Below are 17254 nucleotides of genomic sequence, written 5' to 3'. Positions count from 1 at the left end.
TAATGGTTTTGATGGTTTCGACCTGAAATTCAAATGGGGTAGTAGGCGCATATTCTTTTTTCATGACTATATGGGTTGGCACAATCTTTCCGAAAGACATGGGAAAGAACATTGTAAGGATCGTGCGTATTGTGAGTGGCACGGATCACTTTAAGATTTTAAATAATACTACAGTTTAATATTATGACCACTGCCTACTATAAACCAGTGGTTTTTTATTTCACTTCCGGAATCAAAATTAACCTGTTTAATCTCTTAAACTCGGTTCTGGTTCGACTTCGCTCACCACAAGCGATGCCTTGCACAAGCTACCTGCTCAAATTTATTGACAGATTTTTTTATAATTTGATATGATTGAGTTAATGAAAAATTATAAAGAGAAAATCTACGAATACGAAGTAATGTTTGAATCCAACGGAGCTGGGTATACCATTACTGTCCCAAAACTTCCTGGTCTTGTGACTGAAGGTGACAATTTGAAACACTCAAGAGAAATGGCAAAAGACGCTATTCGGTGCTATTTAGAAGCAATACTAAAAGAAAAAGCATTACCTTTCAGTAATTCATCTACAAGAATCAGAGAGAAAGTTGATATCACAATGTAAATTTGTGTCCAAACTTCCTCGCATCCCGTCATCTTTGGTAATCCGAGCTTTGAAAAGAGCTCGGTTTTATGAATTCCATCAATCCGGCAGCCATATTCAACTGCGTCATTTAGATAAGAAAAATTTGAGAATTACAATTCCATTTCATCGCAAAGATTTGACTCCAAAAACTTTAAGATCAATCATTAAACAATCTGGTCTTACTGTTGATGAATTTATTAAAATATTATAGAAATAATTGGATAGCAGTTCTAACATCCTCCACGAGCCCCTGCCAAGAAAACAATGGTTTCTAACCCCGCAGTGGCGGGGCGATTCCCTCCACCCGTGCAGTCTCAATGGTCTCCAACCCCGCAGCTGCGGGGCGAATCCAGGTGCCCCTGCAAAATAAATTTAATAGCAGAGTGGGATAAAACCTGTTATTATAAAAATATGAAATGTCTAGTTCTAGCTTTTGAAAATGTGCAAGATTTACCATCTAATTGGAAGGATTGCGAGTCGGTTGATATATATGGATTTATTAAATCTGAAAATGCAGTTACTGCTGTGAGAGATTTATTTGCTGACTCTAATACAAAATTTAATATTAATAATGAACTCTTCTTAATCCGTACTTTACGGGAAGTCGGCCAACCGTATGATTTTTGTTTTATCCGTCATCCAGACCCGTGGGGAGAGCCACGAAATTGGATGAAAGCGGTTTCTGCTCTCGGGGAGACCTTGAGCGGTAAACTTGAATGCGAGTTTTGGTTTTCTCACGAAATCATAGCTCTCAATTACTTGATGGTCGAGTTGTTAGGAAAATCTAATGTCGAGTTTATTGATTCAGTGCAGTTACCTGATGTCGAAAACAAAAAGAATTTTAAAGCTTTGTGGGTTATAAATCATTCAGGAATTCAAGAAAAAATGTTGCAGGTTTACGAACAGAATAAGATAAGGATTTTAGAAAGATTTTACAGATATCTAGGACAATTTCATCGAGGAGATATGAATTTAGAAGTAGTAAAAAATATGATTCGTAGATAATTAGTTAAGAAGGATAAAAAATAAATCTACGGTTTTTTTTATTACCATTTCCTCACAACTCCAAACGGCGATTTTCCCATCAAACCCATCAAACAGATTCTAACTTCGTCCAGTACCCACTGCTAGATTTGACAGATGATAATTGTTAATGTTATTTAATAAGTAATTGTTCTTGAAAAACTAAAAAGGGAGATATAACGATGCAAATTATTTCTCGGCTTGCATTGTTCTTTGTTGCAATAATAGTGGCCAGTTGTATTCAATTTAGTCATTCAAAGAAAACAGAAATTGTAGTTAAATTTGAAGATGGGGGCAGCGGCAAGATTGTTTTTGTGTCGCAATTTTCATCTCTTGAATCAAAAGAAATAATCAATGAAATGACAGGGATAAGCGATTCCGAAGGTAGAATAGAATTTAAAGAATTACCGGTGCCAGCCGCATATAAAATTTCTATCTTAAAAAATGGAGATAAACAACAATTAGTGGGTTATATGTTTGGTAAGGGTGCATCAAGATATGATCATATAATAACTATTAAAAGAGACGGAGGCACCTCGGGAGTACATAAAAATAAAAACTAATATTACTAAATTTGGTATATATCGCCGGGCAGACCGGCGATTTTTTATTTCCCAAAACTTAAATTAGGAATATCAATTGGCATACTTAATTTCTCAACCCCGGTTCTAACATCCTCTACGAGCCCCTGTTAAAGAAAACAACGGTCTCCAACCACGCAGCTGCGGGGCGAATCCAGGTGCCCCTGCAAAAATCTATCAATTAAAATAATAATTTATTTGAATTAAAAGTTGTATTATCTTAAACTAAATTAGTTCTTGAAAAAATGGGAGGGGCCGCTAATGAAAGTAGCTTTGGTTTCTTGTGTAAAAAACAAACGCGATGGCCGTTACAAGGCAAAAGATATTTATATCTCTTCACTCTTTAGACTCGCATGGAAGTATGCCAGTAGTCATTTTGACAAAGTATTTATTCTTTCTGCAAAACACGGTCTTCTTGAACCTAGTAAACTAATTAGACAATATGATGTCACATTAAATAATATGGCTGTATGTGAAAGAAAACAATGGTCGAGAAAAGTTGTGAAGCAGATTCGACGAAGAATTATTAAGAGCGCTGAAATCCATTTTTTCTGTGGCAAAAAATACAGAGAGTTTATTGTTAAATTACTTCAAGAACGAAAATGCATCATTCCTCTTAAGAGCCTAGGAATTGGAAAACAATTGCAATGGTACAAAAATAGATTATAAAATCCGCATGGTTCAACCAGCGGTTTTTTTTATCCCCACACTTATACATGAGTGTGGGGGATTTATTTTATCTTTGGAATCAAAATTAATCTATCCAATCTCTCAAACCAATACTCTCCACGAGCTCCTACTAATCTTGACTAACGACATTTCCTATGTTATTTTATTTGTTGTTAATTAACAACTTAAGAGCAGTAAAGGAGCAACACATGAGCATCCAAAAGATAGAAGAGTTTTTCTTTGAGGCAATGAGAAGCGGTTGGGCAATGCCAGTACCGAAAACCCCTATTCTAGGCTTACCAGGCTCAAAGAGTATTCCTTTTCGGGCGGGTGAATACTATCTACTGGATTATTACTTAGTGGCACCAGGCTCAAGTTCAAGTCATGGCACTACAGTAATTTGGATTGCTGAAAAACCTGTCTGGATAATGCATTACGGCGGTTGGTATGACAAGAAAGTAGTTCCTTTTCTGAAACGAGCCTTAATGCGAAACTACAGTAATAACATCTTTATTGGCGGAAGAGGCCCTGAACGGTTAGAAGGTGAAAACCACACTTTGCAGTATTTAAATAAGGTTGAGAAAAACGACTTTGGTAGTTTCCGAGGACATGAGTATATAGTTGCAACATCGGAACAGGTTGGAGTACCTGGACAAAAGTTTGGTGAACATTACTATTTCGGTGGATTATTTTCATAAAATTTAATTACGGCGGTGCTCGCATGAATAATATTTAGCTGCTATTATTGTTGAATTGCGACTCTATAATTGCGCATTAGCCGCTGCTTGCCAGCGGCTCTTTTTTATACTAAGATTTATATCAGTATGGCAAGACGAAAAAAAGTAAAAAAATCAGTTCCGTCTCACGCGAAAAAACCTCTTTTTGATTTGGAAGGCCAGACCAAGAAAGCCATTTTGGCGATTTTATTTTTCAGCTTTGCCGTTATCGTTCTCTTAAGTGTCTGGCAGAAAGCCGGGCCATTCGGCGATTTTGTTTACAAAATTTTCAATTATCTTTTTGGTTGGGGTTATTTCATTCTGCCGGCGGTATTTTTGGTGATGGCCTACGAATTTTTAAAATCGCGCCGCGAACATATTTATTTTGTAACAATATTTGGCGCCTTTTTACTTTTTATTTCAATTTTAGGCATCTCGGAGCTTTATTCTTCGGATAATAACGCCGGTTTAGCGGGTTACATATTAGCCGTTTCTTTAGATAAAATGTTCGGTTTTTGGGCTTCTTTAGTTCTTCTTATTTCCTTTGTTTTTATATCGCTTCTGATGACTCTGAATATTCCCTTAAGAATCGGGAAAGATGAAAACGAAGAAGAGGAGGAAGAAGTCGCTCCCGAAAGTGGGGAGCCTCGTCCAGAATCTGGTCGGGAAGTTAATCCGGTGATTGTAAACCAGGCGATTTCAAAAGAAGAAAGACGGATGACGATACCAAAAACGGTTGAGTCCTCCTTCGCCCCGCAAAGCGGGGTTGCGGAGGGTGAAGATGAATTTAAAATCCCCAAATTTATCGGTAATGCCTATAATCCGCCGGTTATAGATTTGCTTGAACGAGCGGAAAGCCGTCCGATGTCGGGCGATATTAAGGCTAATGCCAATATCATCAGAAGAACTTTAGAACATTTTGGTATTGATGTTGAAATGGGGGAAGTTAATGTTGGTCCGACTGTCACTCAATACACTCTAAGGCCGGCTCAAGGCGTGAAAATTGCAAAAATTGTAACTTTGCATAATGATTTGGCATTGGCTTTGGCGGCGCATCCTTTAAGAATTGAAGCGCCGATACCCGGCAAGGCCCTGGTTGGCATTGAAGTGCCGAACAAATCTATAGCCCTGGTTCGGCTCGGCAGCTTGCTTGATACGGATACTTTCAAAAAATCCAATTCTTTAACATTTGCTTTGGGCCGCGACGTTAGCGGCGTACCGGTTTTTACCGATCTCTCAAAAATGCCCCACCTTCTAATTGCCGGCGCTACCGGTTCTGGAAAATCCGTTTCCATTCACAGTATAATCACGTCACTTATTTGGCGAAACAGTCCGGGTCAATTAAAATTTATTCTTATTGATCCCAAAAGAGTTGAATTGGCTTATTACCGAGATCTGCCCCATCTTTTAACGCCGGTTTTGAGCGACGGGAAAAAATCACTCAATGCCTTAAGATGGGCGGTTAAAGAAATGGAACAACGTTACGAAACTCTTTCACAAGCCAATGTTAGGGATATATTAAGCTACAACAATCAAGTTTTGAGGAAAAAAGAAGAAGACTTATTTATGCCATACTTAGTTATTGTCATTGATGAATTAGCCGACCTTATGGCGGCTTACGGTAGGGAAGTTGAGGGCACGATTATCCGCTTAGCGCAAATGGCGCGTGCCGTCGGAATTCATCTTATCGTTTCTACCCAAAGGCCGTCGGTAGAAGTTTTGACTGGTTTGATTAAAGCCAATATTACCAGCCGCGTTGCATTGCAAGTACCTTCCCAAGTTGATTCTAGGACAATTCTTGATATGGCCGGAGCTGAAAAACTTTTGGGGAACGGTGATATGCTTTATCTTGCCGGCGACGCTTCAAAGCCACGCCGGCTTCAAGGTGTCTATATTTTGGAGAAAGAAATTAAAAGGGTTGTTGATTATATTGCCGAAAAAAATCCTGTTTCGGAAATTGGCGAAACAGAAGAATCAACAACTTTCTCTCCGCCGGAATTAGATTTTTCCAATCCGAACGAATTTGATTCGCCGGTTGGCGGAGAAGAGGATGAACTATTGGGTGAGGCCAAAACGGTTATTTTGCAAGCCCAAAAAGCATCGGCCTCGCTTCTTCAAAGGCGGCTATCCGTGGGATATGCTCGGGCGGCGCGCCTTTTGGATATTCTTGAAGAGCAGGGCTATATCAGCCCCGGCGATGGCGCAAAGCCCAGAGAGGTTTATTCTGATAAATTTAATCAAAATGACGCAAGTTTAAATGAAACTAATGAAGAATAAAAATGAGGTACTTCGCGCCAGCGAAAAAAATAAGTCTATTTTAGAAAGCCGGATCGTGCCGGTGTTCGCTGATTTTTTAAAAGAAAAATTAAAAGAAAAAAACTTAAATTTGGAAAGACTAAGCGAACTTACCAAAATTCAGGTCTATCATCTTCAGGCGCTTTTAGCCGGCGAGTTTGATAAATTGCCGCCGGCGATTTATAGAGAAGGAATTTTCAAACGACTTTCCAAATTTTTAGATCTTAATGAAAATGAAATTATGGAAATGTATAAAAACGAGAACCATGCGACAAACGAGATATCTTATGTCAACAGCCCTATTGTTTCTAAAAGAAATTCGTATTTTATTTTGACGCCGAAAAAACTGATGGTTTTTTTAGGCGGGACGCTTTTAGTTTTAGTTTCCGCCTACTTATGGTATCAATTTAATTTTTTGATCGGGCCGCCTAATTTGGTTATAGAACCAAAAGAGGATATGATTGTCCGTGATGAATCGCTTCTTGTAAAAGGCAAAACCGACAGCGGTGTTGATTTGACAGTAAACGGAGAGAACGTGTATGTTTCTTCTGACGGCAGTTTTTCAAAAGATATTCAGCTCGCCGCCGGCTTGAACATTATTGAAATTAAATCAGTTAATAACCTCGGAAAAGTTACAAAAATAATAAGACAGGTTTTTAGAGAATAAATAAAGGTATGGCCTCCGCCTTCGCTAAGGCTTCGGCGGGATGCTCATATTTTTATCTAAAAATTTTTATTAATTAATTCAATTTTTAGAAAAATATGGCAAAAGAACCAAAAAATGATGTAAAAAATAAGGCGTTGGATGAAGCAGTAAAAAGTTTAAAAGAGCGGTTTGGCGAAGGTTCAATAATGAAACTTGGCGAAGTGCCTAAGGTTGATGTCGATGTAATTTCTACGGGTTCTCTTTCTTTGGACATAGCGCTTGGCGTTGGAGGCATGCCGCGGGGTCGGGTTATTGAAATTTACGGGCCGGAATCATCGGGAAAAACCACCCTAGCACTGCACGTGGTTGCTGAGGCGCAAAAAAAGGGAGGACTGGCTGCCTTTGTTGACGCCGAACACGCTTTGGATCCGGAATACGCTAAAAAAATTGGCGTTCGCGTCAGCGATCTTTTAATTTCACAGCCGGATAATGGCGAGCAGGCGCTCGAAATTGTTGAAAGTTTAGTACGCTCAAATGCCTGTGATGTTGTCGTTGTTGATTCGGTAGCGGCTCTTACACCAAGAGCCGAAATAGAAGGGGAAATGGGCGACTCCCATATGGGTCTTCAGGCGCGCCTTATGTCGCAGGCGCTAAGAAAATTAAATGCCATTGCCGCTAAAAGCAATACGGCTGTGATATTTATAAATCAATTAAGAATGAAAATCGGTGTCTTTTTCGGGAATCCCGAAACCCAGCCGGGCGGCATGGCTTTAAAATTCTATTCTTCCGTTCGGCTGGACGTTCGTCGCAACGCCCAGATTAAAAAAGGCGACGATGTCGTCGGGAACAGAGTAACGGTAAAAGTTGTGAAAAATAAAGTGGCAGCGCCATTCAAAATAGCTGAGTTTGACATTATGTATAACGAGGGCATATCGCGGGAAGGCGATATAATTAATTGCGGGCTTAAATATAATGTATTGTCAAAATCCGGCACTTGGATAAACTATGAAAATCAAAAGTTGGGCCAGGGATTTGAGGCCAGCCGTCAAAATCTTAAAGAAAATCAAAATCTGCTTAAAGATATAATTAGCGGTATCAAAAAATCTGTAAAAGAAAAAGAGAAAACCGAAATCGCGTAAAGAATCAAAAACAACAATAATAATTTTCCTCGCGCACTCGGTCGCCCAGCGGCTCCCTCATTGTCCGATGAAAACGTTTTATTCGCCCCGCAGTTGCGGGGCGAAGCCATGCTAAAACGTTTTCATAAGCTTCGGAAAATTACTATTGTTATTTTTTAATATTTATTAAAGAATAAAAAATATTGACAATTGTACTTAGTTATAGTAATCTATAGGGCACTTTAACAATTTAATATTTAAGGAAAAAGGAGTTTTTGATGAAGTCGCGAGTTTGCGATGGGTTCTTTCCTCCTATTGAGCCATATAATTCCGGTTATCTTTCGGTCGGTGACGGACATGAAATCTACTATGAGGAATGCGGCAACCCAAACGGTATTCCCGTGCTTTATCTGCATGGAGGGCCGGGAGCCGGTTGTGATGAGAACACACGAAGATTCTTTGATCCTAAAAAATGCTGTATTATAATTTTTGACCAACGCGGAAGTGGCAGAAGCAGGCCTTACGCAAGCATCTACGCCAATACTACACAGCATCTTGTTGATGATATTCGTAAATTACTAAATCACCTCGGAAAGACAAAGGTATTAATATTCGGTGGTTCTTGGGGGTCAACTCTTGCACTTGTTTACGCGATTAAACATTCGGAAAATGTTTTGGGCATGGTATTGCGAGGGATTTTCCTTTCAGAAAGAAAAGAATGCCTTGATTATTTAAACGGCCAGATGGAACGTTCTCGTTTTCCGGAAATATGCGAGCGTTTTCTTAATAATTTACCTGCATATGCGCGTAATAATCCCATTGATTATTATTTTGCCATGATGACCTCCGGCGATTTAAAGACACAACGCAAATACGCTTATGAGATGTCATATTATGAATCTGCGCGGCTAAATCTTGTTTCACGATCCGAAGAAGATCTAAGAAAAGAAATATTATCAGGACCTTTTGTTTCGCTGGCCGTAATGGAGGCCCACTATATTAGAAATCTCTGTTTTCTGGAGAATGGATATATTTTGAAAAACGCACATCGCATACCTCGCGTTCCCATTTCAATTATTCACGGGCGTTATGATGATGTGTGTCAAGTAGAGAGCGCAATCCGCTTGCATCGCGCACTTCCTATTTCAAAACTTCATGTCGTTGTTGCAGGGCACTCTCGCAGTGATCCGGAAATTCTCAAGAAGCTGGTTTCGGAAACGGATTTGATGATAGCAAAACTCAGAAAATAAGAGATTTTCGATTACCGATCTTTATGGTCGGTATTTATTTTTCTTATCTTGAAGTAAAAGGAAGAAAAGCCATAAATCTGGAGCGTTTTATGGCGCTGGCCAGGCGCCTCTGATGTTTGGCGCACAAGCGGCTTCGCTTTCTTGGCATTATTTTTGCTTGAGCGGAAATAAACTGGCGCAGTAAATCGGCGTCTTTATAGTCAATGTCGTCTATATTTTGATTGCAAAAGTAGCAAACATTTAATTTTAGATTGATTTTTTCCATGTTCTAAAAAGGTATATTTTCAACTTTAATTTCTTCATCGTTTTTAGGCATGTCGTCTAACTGAACTTCCGGAAGAACTTCTGACTTCGGAGTTTGGTTAAAACGCGCTTGCCCGCCAGTCGCTGACGCTTCAGGCGTCTGCAGGCGGGGTCCAAGTTGAAGGTTTTCGCCAACTATTTCGGTGCGGTTTCTTTTTTGTCCGCTTTGATCCTGCCATGTTCTTGTCGTAAGCCGTCCTTCAACAAAAACAAGCCGGCCCTTGCCAAGATACTGGTGGGCTATTTCGGCAAGGCGCCCCCAAACAACCACATTGTGGAATTCCGTTTGTGTTTGCTTCCCTGATTGGTTAGACCAAATTCGGTTTGTGGCCACGCCAAACGTTGCTACGTTTTGGCCGGTTGCCGTTTGTCTCAATTCCGGATCTCTGGTTAAATTTCCTAAAATAAAAACTTTATTTAAATTCATAAAAATTTATCCATTTAATATACTTTCTAATTTTTTATCAAAACTTTCGCTAGGAATTTCTGCTGCCCTTTCTTCGCTAGGCAACGTTGTCGGCAGAGGCGTTGCTTCCGGCATTCGCACAGTTAAATCAACCCTTTGTTTAGTGGATTTGTTAGGTTTATTTAAAATAAGAAATCTTAAGACTTTTGTGTTAAGAGCTAAAACGCCTTTCATTTTATCGAGTCCATCGGAATCAATATTAAAGTAAATGACGCCTAAATACGCCTGTTTTTGTTTTTTTATAGGATAAGCCAGGCGCCTGTCTTCAAGCGGATTTATTTGAGTGGCTTCGCCTCCGCTTTCTAAAATAAGCTTCTTTAATTCCGCGTATTCAAAATCAAGCCTATCTTCCGAAATCTCCGGGGTTAAAAGGAAAGACATCTCATATTCTCTTTTGTTTTCAGCTTCATTCATCCCGTTAGAAATTTATTATAAATATTAATCTAAATTTTTGATTGCTTGCTTATTCGCCTATTTTCCCGTTAGCTAATCTGCCAAGATTTCTAACGGGATTCATCGGACGCAATTTATCACAAGATAATAGGCGCTGTCAATAAAATCAAAAAAACGGTCGCCAAAGGCGACCGTTGAAGAAATTCTTGCGTTAATAACACGCTAATCTTTGGAAAGCCTTGAAAACGCTCCAAATGCCCTTGTTTTTTCACCAACGCGCTGGTAAAACGCGACGGCCACAGTGGCTACCGCACTTTGTCCTGCTTTTTGATATCCCGCAAGGCCCGCGCTGATTGCCGCATCTTGCCCCGCCTGCTGATACCCAGCAAGGCCAATGCCGGTTGCCGCATACTGTCCCGCCTGCTGATATCCCGCAAGGCCAAAAACAGTAATTGCATTCTGTCCCGCCTGCTGATATCCCGCAAGGCCAAAAACAGTAATTGCATACTGTCCCGCCTGTTGATATCCCGCAAGGCCAATGCCGGTTGCCGCATCTTGCCCCGCCTGCTGATACCCAGCAAGGCCAAAAACAGTAATTGCATTCTGTCCCGCTTCTTGAGATCCGATAAGACCGATTAAGGTAGAGGCGTTTTGTCCCGCATTTTGTATAATTCCAATAATGGAATATGCGTTATTTCCAGCCTTTTGATAAATAGATAAAGTCGAATAGATATTTTTTTCGGCTATGGCATTTCCGGCAACGGTAAACACATTTCCATTAATGTTAATCGGCAGAACAAGAAGCGCTATAAGCGCCGTATTTTTACTGAAACGAGTCCAGCTAAAATTATTCAAGATAAAACAACTCATCACCGATGAGTAGGCGATAACAGTTACAACAAAAAACATAATGTTTTCCATCTTGCTCTCCTTCGTCTGGAGTTATTTTGGAATGTTAAAGTACTTACACTAAGTGTGGCATTATTTGTTAGCTTTGTCAACCCCGTTAGAAGTAAGACGCCGACGGCGTCTGCCGACTTGTCGGACTTCTAACGGGGTCAAATTTTAAATTCAATTACGTCGCCGTCTTCTACGACATAATCCTTACCCTCAGTTCGCAGGAATCCTTTATCACGAGCCGCGGACCATGAACCGCATTCTAAAAGTTTTTGCCAGTTTATTACTTCGGCTCTGATGAATTTATTTTCAAAATCGGTATGAATTGCCGACCCCGCTTGGGGCGCGGTTGAACCGGATTTTATGGTCCAGCCTCTGGTTTCGTCTTCCCCGGTTGTAAAATAGGTAATAAGATTTAAAACTTTATAAGCTGAAACAATTAAATCATCAAGGTGCGATTCATTTTTAAATTCTTTTGCTTCTAATTCCTCCATTTCCGCGAGCTCCTCTTCAAATTTTAAGTCAAGTTCAACTCCGCTTGTCCGCATTTGTGTCCTCGAGGTCTCTTGTGCGGATACATTGAAAACAAAAATAAATGGTTTTAGCGTTAAAAGATGGAGATCTTTTATAAGATTAAGTTCGGAGTAAGACAAATTAACTTTAGCAGCCAGTTCACCCTCTTCAAGCGCGATTTTTATTTTTTCAATTATTATTTTTTCTTCCTGCGCTTTGGAGTTGCCGCTTTTGAGGTCTTTTAAACTTTTCTCTAGCCGCTTGTTTATAGTTTGGAGGTCAGCCATTACCAGTTCAAGTTGAATAGTCTCAATATCGCGGATGGGGCTAACACTTCCTTCAACATGAATAATATCCGGGTCTTTAAAATCTCTTACTACTTCTACAATAGCATCAACTTCGCGGATGCGCGCTAAAAATTGGTTCCCCAAACCGGCTCCCTCGTGGGCGCCTTTTACCAGCCCGGCAACGTCAACAAATTCAACAACCGTCGGAATCACTTTTTTTGATTCGGATATCTCGGCGAGCTTATAGAGCCGTTCATCGGGAACTTTTACGATGCCAATATTTGGGTCAATAGTGGCAAAAGGAAAATTGGCGATATTAACTTTTTCCCGCGTCAGGGCTTTAAACAATGTTGATTTACCGACATTGGGCAGACCGACTATTCCTATTTTGAGACTCATAATTGTTTTGTTATGTTATAATAAAATTATGTCAATCAATCCGTCAATTTTTAGAGCTTACGATATTCGCGGGATTTATCCCGACGATCTTGATGAACAATCAGCTTATAAAATCGGCCGGGCTTTTGCCGGCTATTTGCTTGAAACGGAAGGCGAAAAACCGGAAAAAATTGTCGTCGGACAAGACACGAGGCTTTCTTCACCGGTTTTAGCGCGTTCTTTTATGAGCGGCATTGCCGACGAAGGCATTGACGTTTTAAATATCGGCCAAGTTACGGTTGACATGGTTTTTTTTGCTTCGGGAAAAAAACATTTTCCGGCCGCGATGATTACGGCTTCGCATAATCCAAAAGAATACAACGGCTTTAAACTGATGAGGAAAGACGCGGACGAAATCGGTCTTGATTCGGGTCTTAATGATATAAAAAGAATAGCTTTAGAAAAAAAATGGAAAGAAATATCCGGCGATTCCAATAGAGACATTAGATTAAAACAGGGGACAGTCGCAGAAGAAGACATTAGCGCGGATTTTGTAAATCACGTTTTAAGTTTTATCGATCCTGAGAGCTTAAGACCGATGAGAGTGGCCATTGACGCTTCTTCTGGCGCAGTCGGACCAATACTCACAAAAATTTTAAAAAAACTGCCGGTGGAATATACGCCTCTTTATTTTAATCCGGATGGTAATTTTCCGTATCACGAACCGAATCCTACCACTCTGTCAAATATTTTAGGCCTTATCAATGAAGTAAAAAACGGCCATTATCACTTTGGTTGCGCCTTTGACGGCGACGGCGACCGGATTGTTTTTGTTGATGAACATGGCGAGCCGGTTAGCCCGTCTATTATCGGGGCTATTATGGCGAAGCATTTTTTGGTTTTAAATCCGGGCGGCAAGATTGTTTACGGAACCATAGTGAGCCGGATAGTTTCGGATGTGGTAAATATTTACGGTGGCGGAGCAATCAGAGAGCGGGTCGGGACTTACATTAAAGAGCGTCTTAAAAAAGTAAACGGCATTTTAGGCATAGAAACCTCCGGCCATTATTACTTCCGGAATAATTTTTTTGCCGACTCCGGAATTATCGGTTTTCTTGTAATGCTTGATATTTTAAGTCGGAAGAAAAAAGGCCTGTCGGTTTTGAAGTATGAGCTTAATAAATATTTTTCTATCCCGGAAATTAATTTTAAAACCGAGAATCATGAAGAGTTTATAAAAAAAATAGCCCGAAATTTTGAGGGCTATGATATGGATTGGCTTGATGGTTTAACTGTAAGAGCCGAAGATTTCTGGCTTAATATCCGGCCTTCAAACACCGAACCGCTGATTCGTTTAAATATTGAAGCAAAAAACGAAATTACTTTGGAAAGAGTTAAAAAAGATTTGGTTGCTTTGATAAAAAAAGATACTATATAATATAGATTTTAATCTATTAATAATGTTCTTCTTTTAAGTGACTAATACCATTCATGCATATTATTCTCGGTTTGTGCCGCGGCGTATCCCATTTATCGGGGTTTTCAAGATCAATAATTGAAAGGCCGCAATTATTGTGCCGTATAGAATGAAACATTTTATCCATATTAAGATCAAACAAGTAAAGAAAAATTAATGCCATAGTGCCGCCGTGGCTAACAATTAAAACATTCTCATTTACGGGATGTTCTATAAGTATTTTATTGATTCCTCGGCCAACCCTATTATAAGCATCGGCCATACTTTCGCCTTTAGGAAAAACGCATTGCGACGGAGTTTCTCTATAAAGTTCTAACAAATCGGCATGTGATTCTCCGATTTCTTTATACGACACACCCTCTAAAAACCCGAAATTTATTTCTCTAAAATTTTCTTGGATTTCTCCGAAAACAGCCGGAACATGATGTTCAGAAACTTGTTTGGCTGTTTGTCTGGCGCGTAAGGCCGGACTCATATAGATTTTATGAAAAACCGCCCGTGATAATGCCTTTGCCGTAAGACGAGCTTGTCGTAACCCCGTTTCATTTAAAGGCATATCCGGAGTTTTACCGGCGATAATGCCTAAAACATTTGCATCAATCTGACCGTGTCTTAGAAGATACAGTCGCCGCACGTTTTCCTCCGGTTGTTAAATAACTAAAACAATACGGTACTATGTTTTTTAAAAATAGTCAAGGTGCATTGCTTTTTTGATTTCTGTAAGAGTTTTGGAAGTGACAATTTTTGCTTTCGCTGTTCCGTCTTTTAAGATTTTAATTAATTTTTGCGGCTCTTTTTCAAACTGGGCGCGACGCTCTCTAATCGGCCTTAAGAATTTTTCTAAAACATTTATCAACCGGGTTTTTATCACAACATCGCCCAGTCCTCCGGCTCGGTATCTGCGTTTAAAATCCTCAACCGCTTTAGTATCGGGGTCAAAAGCGTCAAGATATGTAAAGACGACATTGCCTTCAACTTTTCCCTTGTTTTCAACATGAATATGCTTGGGGTCGGTGTACATAGCCATAACTTTTTTAGCAACAGCATCGGCAGAGTCCGACAAATAAATTGCGTTTCCAAGCGATTTAGACATTTTACTTTTACCTTCAATTCCGGGAAGGCGGGAAAATTTTGAAACAAGCGCTTTGGGTTCAACCAAAATCGGTTTGTAAGCCCCGTTAGAAGTTTTGCTTCTAACGGGGTAAATTTTATTGAATCGCCTGACGATCTCGGCTGTTTGTTCAATCATTGGGAGTTGATCTTCACCAACCGGAACCAAGTCGGCTTTAAAAGCCGTTATGTCGGCCGCTTGGCTTACCGGATACGTTAAAAAACCGGCTGGAACATTGTTTCCGAATCCTTTTTGTTTCATTTCGCCTTTCACGGTTGGATTGCGTTCTAATCGCGCTAGTGTTACGAGGTTTAAGAAATACATAGCAATTTCACAGAGAGCCGAGAGTTCCGATTGAATAGCAATAGTTGAAATTTTCGGATTTATGCCGACGGAAAGATAATCTAAGGCGACCTCTAAAACATTTTTACGGATTTTTTCCGGGTTATCGGCGTTGTCTGTTAGGGCCTGCATATCGGCGATTAGGATATAGGTGTCATACTCATTTTGCAATTCCACGCGCGCTTTAAGAGAGCCAACGTAATGGCCCAAGTGTAATGGCCCCGTAGGCCTGTCTCCAGTGAGAATTATCTTCTTTTGCATAATATTATACCTCTACTATAACCGGCAGGATCATTGGCCGGCGCTTAGTTTTAGTATACAAAAATTGGCCGATTTTGTCTCGCAGGTTATTTCTAACATACACCCAGTTAATACTGGCGCCGGGAATCGTGGTTTTAGCGATTGTTTCTTTTATTTTTTTCTTTGTCTGGCCCAGTAGTTCTCTTGATTCTTTCATATATATGAAGCCGCGGGAAATAATGTCCGGATCGCCTTTAACTTTTCCAGTACTGCTGTCAACGACGGCGATAATCACGAACATGCCGTCGGCCGACATTAGCATTCTATCGCGCAAAACAATTTCGCTCACGTCACCTACGCCCAACCCATCAACCATAACATAGTTAGCCGGTACCGCTTCTTTGCTTATTTTGAAAGAATTTTTATCTAATACGGCGATTTGGCCATTATCCATTAGCATTAAGTGATCTTTGCTCATACCTAAATCTGCCCCTATTTTAGCATTAGCGGCACGCTTGAAATAATGGCCGTGGACCGGCAGTAAGAACTTCGGCTGAATAAGTTTTATCACAGTTTTTAAGTCCTCGGCGGGCGCATGGCCGCTTGCGTGGATGTCAATCAATTCGGAAGTATATACATCCGCTCCTTGCCGGCAGAGTCCGTCTTTGATGTTTTGAACACTTCTTTCATTACCAGGAACGGATGACGAAGAAAATATAACCATATCACCGGGTTTTATTCTGACATAGCGGTTTTCTCCGGTTAAGATTTTCATCAATCCCGAATTTGTCTGGCCTTGAGAACCTGTAGTAAATACCATGACCCGATTATCTTTATATTTGTTAACTTCCTCAATTGGTATAATAAGGTCTTTAGCCGGCTTGATGTATCCGAGACTTTGGGCCAACTCTACATTTTCTTTCATTGAGCGTCCGGTGATAGCAACTTTGCGCCCGATTCTGTCGGCGATTTTTAGTATCTCGTAAATTCTGGTTAGAAGAGTTGAAAACAGGGTAATAATAATTCTTCCCTCTGTCTTTCTAAAAAGATCCTCCAGATTTTTTTCAACAACTTTTTCCGAAAGCGAGCGTCCCGGTTCATCGGCATTGGTCGAATCAATCATGAGAGTGTGAATACCCATTTTTCCGATTTGCTGGTATTTGTCTAAATCCTGGGGCTCTCCAAGAGCATTATATTCAATTCGGAAATCGGCAAAATGAACAATGTTGCCAACCGGTGTTTTAAGAATAACGCCTGCAGTGTCGGGAATTGTGTGGTCAACTCCAAAAAACTCTGCTGTGAAATAGTTACCGATTTTTACGATACTGCCGTTTTCCACGTTAATAATATTCAGTTTCGGAGCATGAGGAAAATCGTTCTGATGTTTTAATACGAGGGCTTTGGTCATTCCGGTGGCGTAAATAATCGGGTTGCCGATTTTTCCTATTAAGTAAGGTATGGCTCCGATATGGTCAAAGTGGCCGTGAGTCAGAATAAGTCCTTTAATGTTTTTCCGTTTCTTTTCAAGATAATCAGTGTTGGGAATAATAAAATCAATTCCCGGAGTTTCTTCTTCGGGAAATTGAATACCCATGTCAATGATTACAATTTCGTCTTTATATTCTAAAAACGACATGTTTCGGCCTATTTCCTCAAGTCCGCCCAGAGGGACTAACCTAAGTTTTTCCCTGTCTTCTCTTTCTGTTGCCTCGGAGATTGGCTTTAGCCTCACTTCCGGCGGCGTTATTTTTGTTTTTATCATATGTTATTTATTTTTTTGTTGTGTCTCTATTGTACCAAGTTAGAACCTATTTTCAAAACAAAAGACACTAGCGTTCCCCGCGCGCTACGCGCCTCTGTGCGAAGCACAGAGCTTTCCAAAATGGAAAGTGCGGGAGAACGCAAATACAAAGCGGACGAGAT

Annotated in this window: 19 protein-coding genes; 11 read left to right on the top strand and 8 right to left on the bottom strand. The window is 40.2% G+C overall.

All coding sequences use genetic code 11. From position 1 onward, the window contains the following. Positions 1 to 350 precede the first annotated feature (350 nt). The 10 genes from HYW79_01270 (at position 351) to pip (ending at position 8924) form a co-directional block, all read left to right on the top strand. The gene (locus HYW79_01270) at positions 351 to 605 is read left to right on the top strand and encodes a type II toxin-antitoxin system HicB family antitoxin (protein ID MBI2635157.1); all 255 of its coding nucleotides are present in this window, start codon (positions 351 to 353) and stop codon (positions 603 to 605) included. 4 nt (positions 606 to 609) lie between these two features. Beyond that, entirely contained in the window at positions 610 to 837 is a 228-nt protein-coding gene (locus HYW79_01265; GenBank protein ID MBI2635156.1) for a type II toxin-antitoxin system HicA family toxin, read from the top strand. Between the two features lie 200 nt (positions 838 to 1037). After that, complete coding sequence (locus tag HYW79_01260) at positions 1038 to 1631, top strand: hypothetical protein (GenBank protein ID MBI2635155.1); 594 nt, start codon at positions 1038 to 1040, stop codon at positions 1629 to 1631. A gap of 200 nt (positions 1632 to 1831) precedes the next feature. Beyond that, positions 1832 to 2212, top strand: a complete 381-nt coding sequence (locus HYW79_01255) for a hypothetical protein (protein ID MBI2635154.1) — start codon at positions 1832 to 1834, stop codon at positions 2210 to 2212. 279 nt (positions 2213 to 2491) lie between these two features. Further along, complete coding sequence (locus HYW79_01250; GenBank protein MBI2635153.1) at positions 2492 to 2899, top strand: hypothetical protein; 408 nt, start codon at positions 2492 to 2494, stop codon at positions 2897 to 2899. A gap of 209 nt (positions 2900 to 3108) precedes the next feature. Then, complete coding sequence (locus HYW79_01245) at positions 3109 to 3597, top strand: hypothetical protein (GenBank protein ID MBI2635152.1); 489 nt, start codon at positions 3109 to 3111, stop codon at positions 3595 to 3597. A 126-nt stretch (positions 3598 to 3723) separates the two neighbouring features. Continuing rightward, the gene (locus HYW79_01240; GenBank protein MBI2635151.1) at positions 3724 to 5892 is read left to right on the top strand and encodes a DNA translocase FtsK 4TM domain-containing protein; all 2169 of its coding nucleotides are present in this window, start codon (positions 3724 to 3726) and stop codon (positions 5890 to 5892) included. After that, on the top strand, positions 5882 to 6577 hold the full coding sequence (locus HYW79_01235) for a helix-turn-helix domain-containing protein (protein ID MBI2635150.1): 696 nt from the start codon (positions 5882 to 5884) through the stop codon (positions 6575 to 6577). Before HYW79_01240 ends, HYW79_01235 begins: the two co-directional genes overlap by 11 nt. Positions 6578 to 6672: 95 nt before the next feature. Next, positions 6673 to 7695 carry a recombinase RecA gene (recA, locus tag HYW79_01230; protein MBI2635149.1) on the top strand — a complete coding sequence of 341 codons (1023 nt, stop codon included), beginning with the start codon at positions 6673 to 6675 and terminating at the stop codon, positions 7693 to 7695. A gap of 257 nt (positions 7696 to 7952) precedes the next feature. Further along, on the top strand, positions 7953 to 8924 hold the full coding sequence (gene pip / locus HYW79_01225; GenBank protein MBI2635148.1) for a prolyl aminopeptidase: 972 nt from the start codon (positions 7953 to 7955) through the stop codon (positions 8922 to 8924). Positions 8925 to 8967: 43 nt separating this feature from the next. Here pip and HYW79_01220 read toward each other — a convergent pair whose 3' ends face one another. From HYW79_01220 to ychF, 5 genes are all read right to left on the bottom strand, one after another. Next, the gene (locus HYW79_01220; GenBank protein MBI2635147.1) at positions 8968 to 9189 is read right to left on the bottom strand and encodes a 30S ribosomal protein S18; all 222 of its coding nucleotides are present in this window, start codon (positions 9187 to 9189) and stop codon (positions 8968 to 8970) included. Between the two features lie 3 nt (positions 9190 to 9192). Further along, complete coding sequence (gene ssb, locus HYW79_01215; protein ID MBI2635146.1) at positions 9193 to 9654, bottom strand: single-stranded DNA-binding protein; 462 nt, start codon at positions 9652 to 9654, stop codon at positions 9193 to 9195. Positions 9655 to 9660: 6 nt separating this feature from the next. Next, positions 9661 to 10107, bottom strand: coding sequence for a 30S ribosomal protein S6 (rpsF, locus tag HYW79_01210; GenBank protein ID MBI2635145.1), 447 nt, complete (start codon positions 10105 to 10107; stop codon positions 9661 to 9663). 201 nt (positions 10108 to 10308) lie between these two features. Further along, on the bottom strand, positions 10309 to 11007 hold the full coding sequence (locus tag HYW79_01205; GenBank protein ID MBI2635144.1) for a hypothetical protein: 699 nt from the start codon (positions 11005 to 11007) through the stop codon (positions 10309 to 10311). Positions 11008 to 11144: 137 nt separating this feature from the next. Then, positions 11145 to 12182, bottom strand: a complete 1038-nt coding sequence (ychF, locus tag HYW79_01200; GenBank protein MBI2635143.1) for a redox-regulated ATPase YchF — start codon at positions 12180 to 12182, stop codon at positions 11145 to 11147. A gap of 28 nt (positions 12183 to 12210) precedes the next feature. Here ychF and HYW79_01195 point away from each other — a divergent pair, with 28 nt between their 5' ends. Then, positions 12211 to 13599: a phosphomannomutase/phosphoglucomutase gene (locus tag HYW79_01195; GenBank protein MBI2635142.1), complete on the top strand. Its 1389-nt coding sequence runs from the start codon at positions 12211 to 12213 to the stop codon at positions 13597 to 13599. A 16-nt stretch (positions 13600 to 13615) separates the two neighbouring features. Here the strand turns inward: HYW79_01195 and HYW79_01190 are convergent, their stop codons facing one another. From HYW79_01190 to HYW79_01180, 3 genes are read right to left on the bottom strand one after another with little or no spacing between them, the layout of a single operon-like run. Then, positions 13616 to 14272: a histidine phosphatase family protein gene (locus tag HYW79_01190; protein MBI2635141.1), complete on the bottom strand. Its 657-nt coding sequence runs from the start codon at positions 14270 to 14272 to the stop codon at positions 13616 to 13618. 48 nt (positions 14273 to 14320) lie between these two features. Continuing rightward, positions 14321 to 15352, bottom strand: coding sequence for a tryptophan--tRNA ligase (gene trpS, locus HYW79_01185; GenBank protein MBI2635140.1), 1032 nt, complete (start codon positions 15350 to 15352; stop codon positions 14321 to 14323). 4 nt (positions 15353 to 15356) lie between these two features. Further along, positions 15357 to 17093, bottom strand: a complete 1737-nt coding sequence (locus HYW79_01180) for a ribonuclease J (protein MBI2635139.1) — start codon at positions 17091 to 17093, stop codon at positions 15357 to 15359. Positions 17094 to 17254: the final 161 nt, after the last annotated feature.

The organism is Parcubacteria group bacterium (genome assembly GCA_016186325.1).
In the GTDB taxonomy this organism is placed as follows: Bacteria; Patescibacteriota; Minisyncoccia; order UBA10092; family UBA10092; genus JACPHB01.
This window is presented reverse-complemented; position numbering and strand designations above follow the sequence as displayed.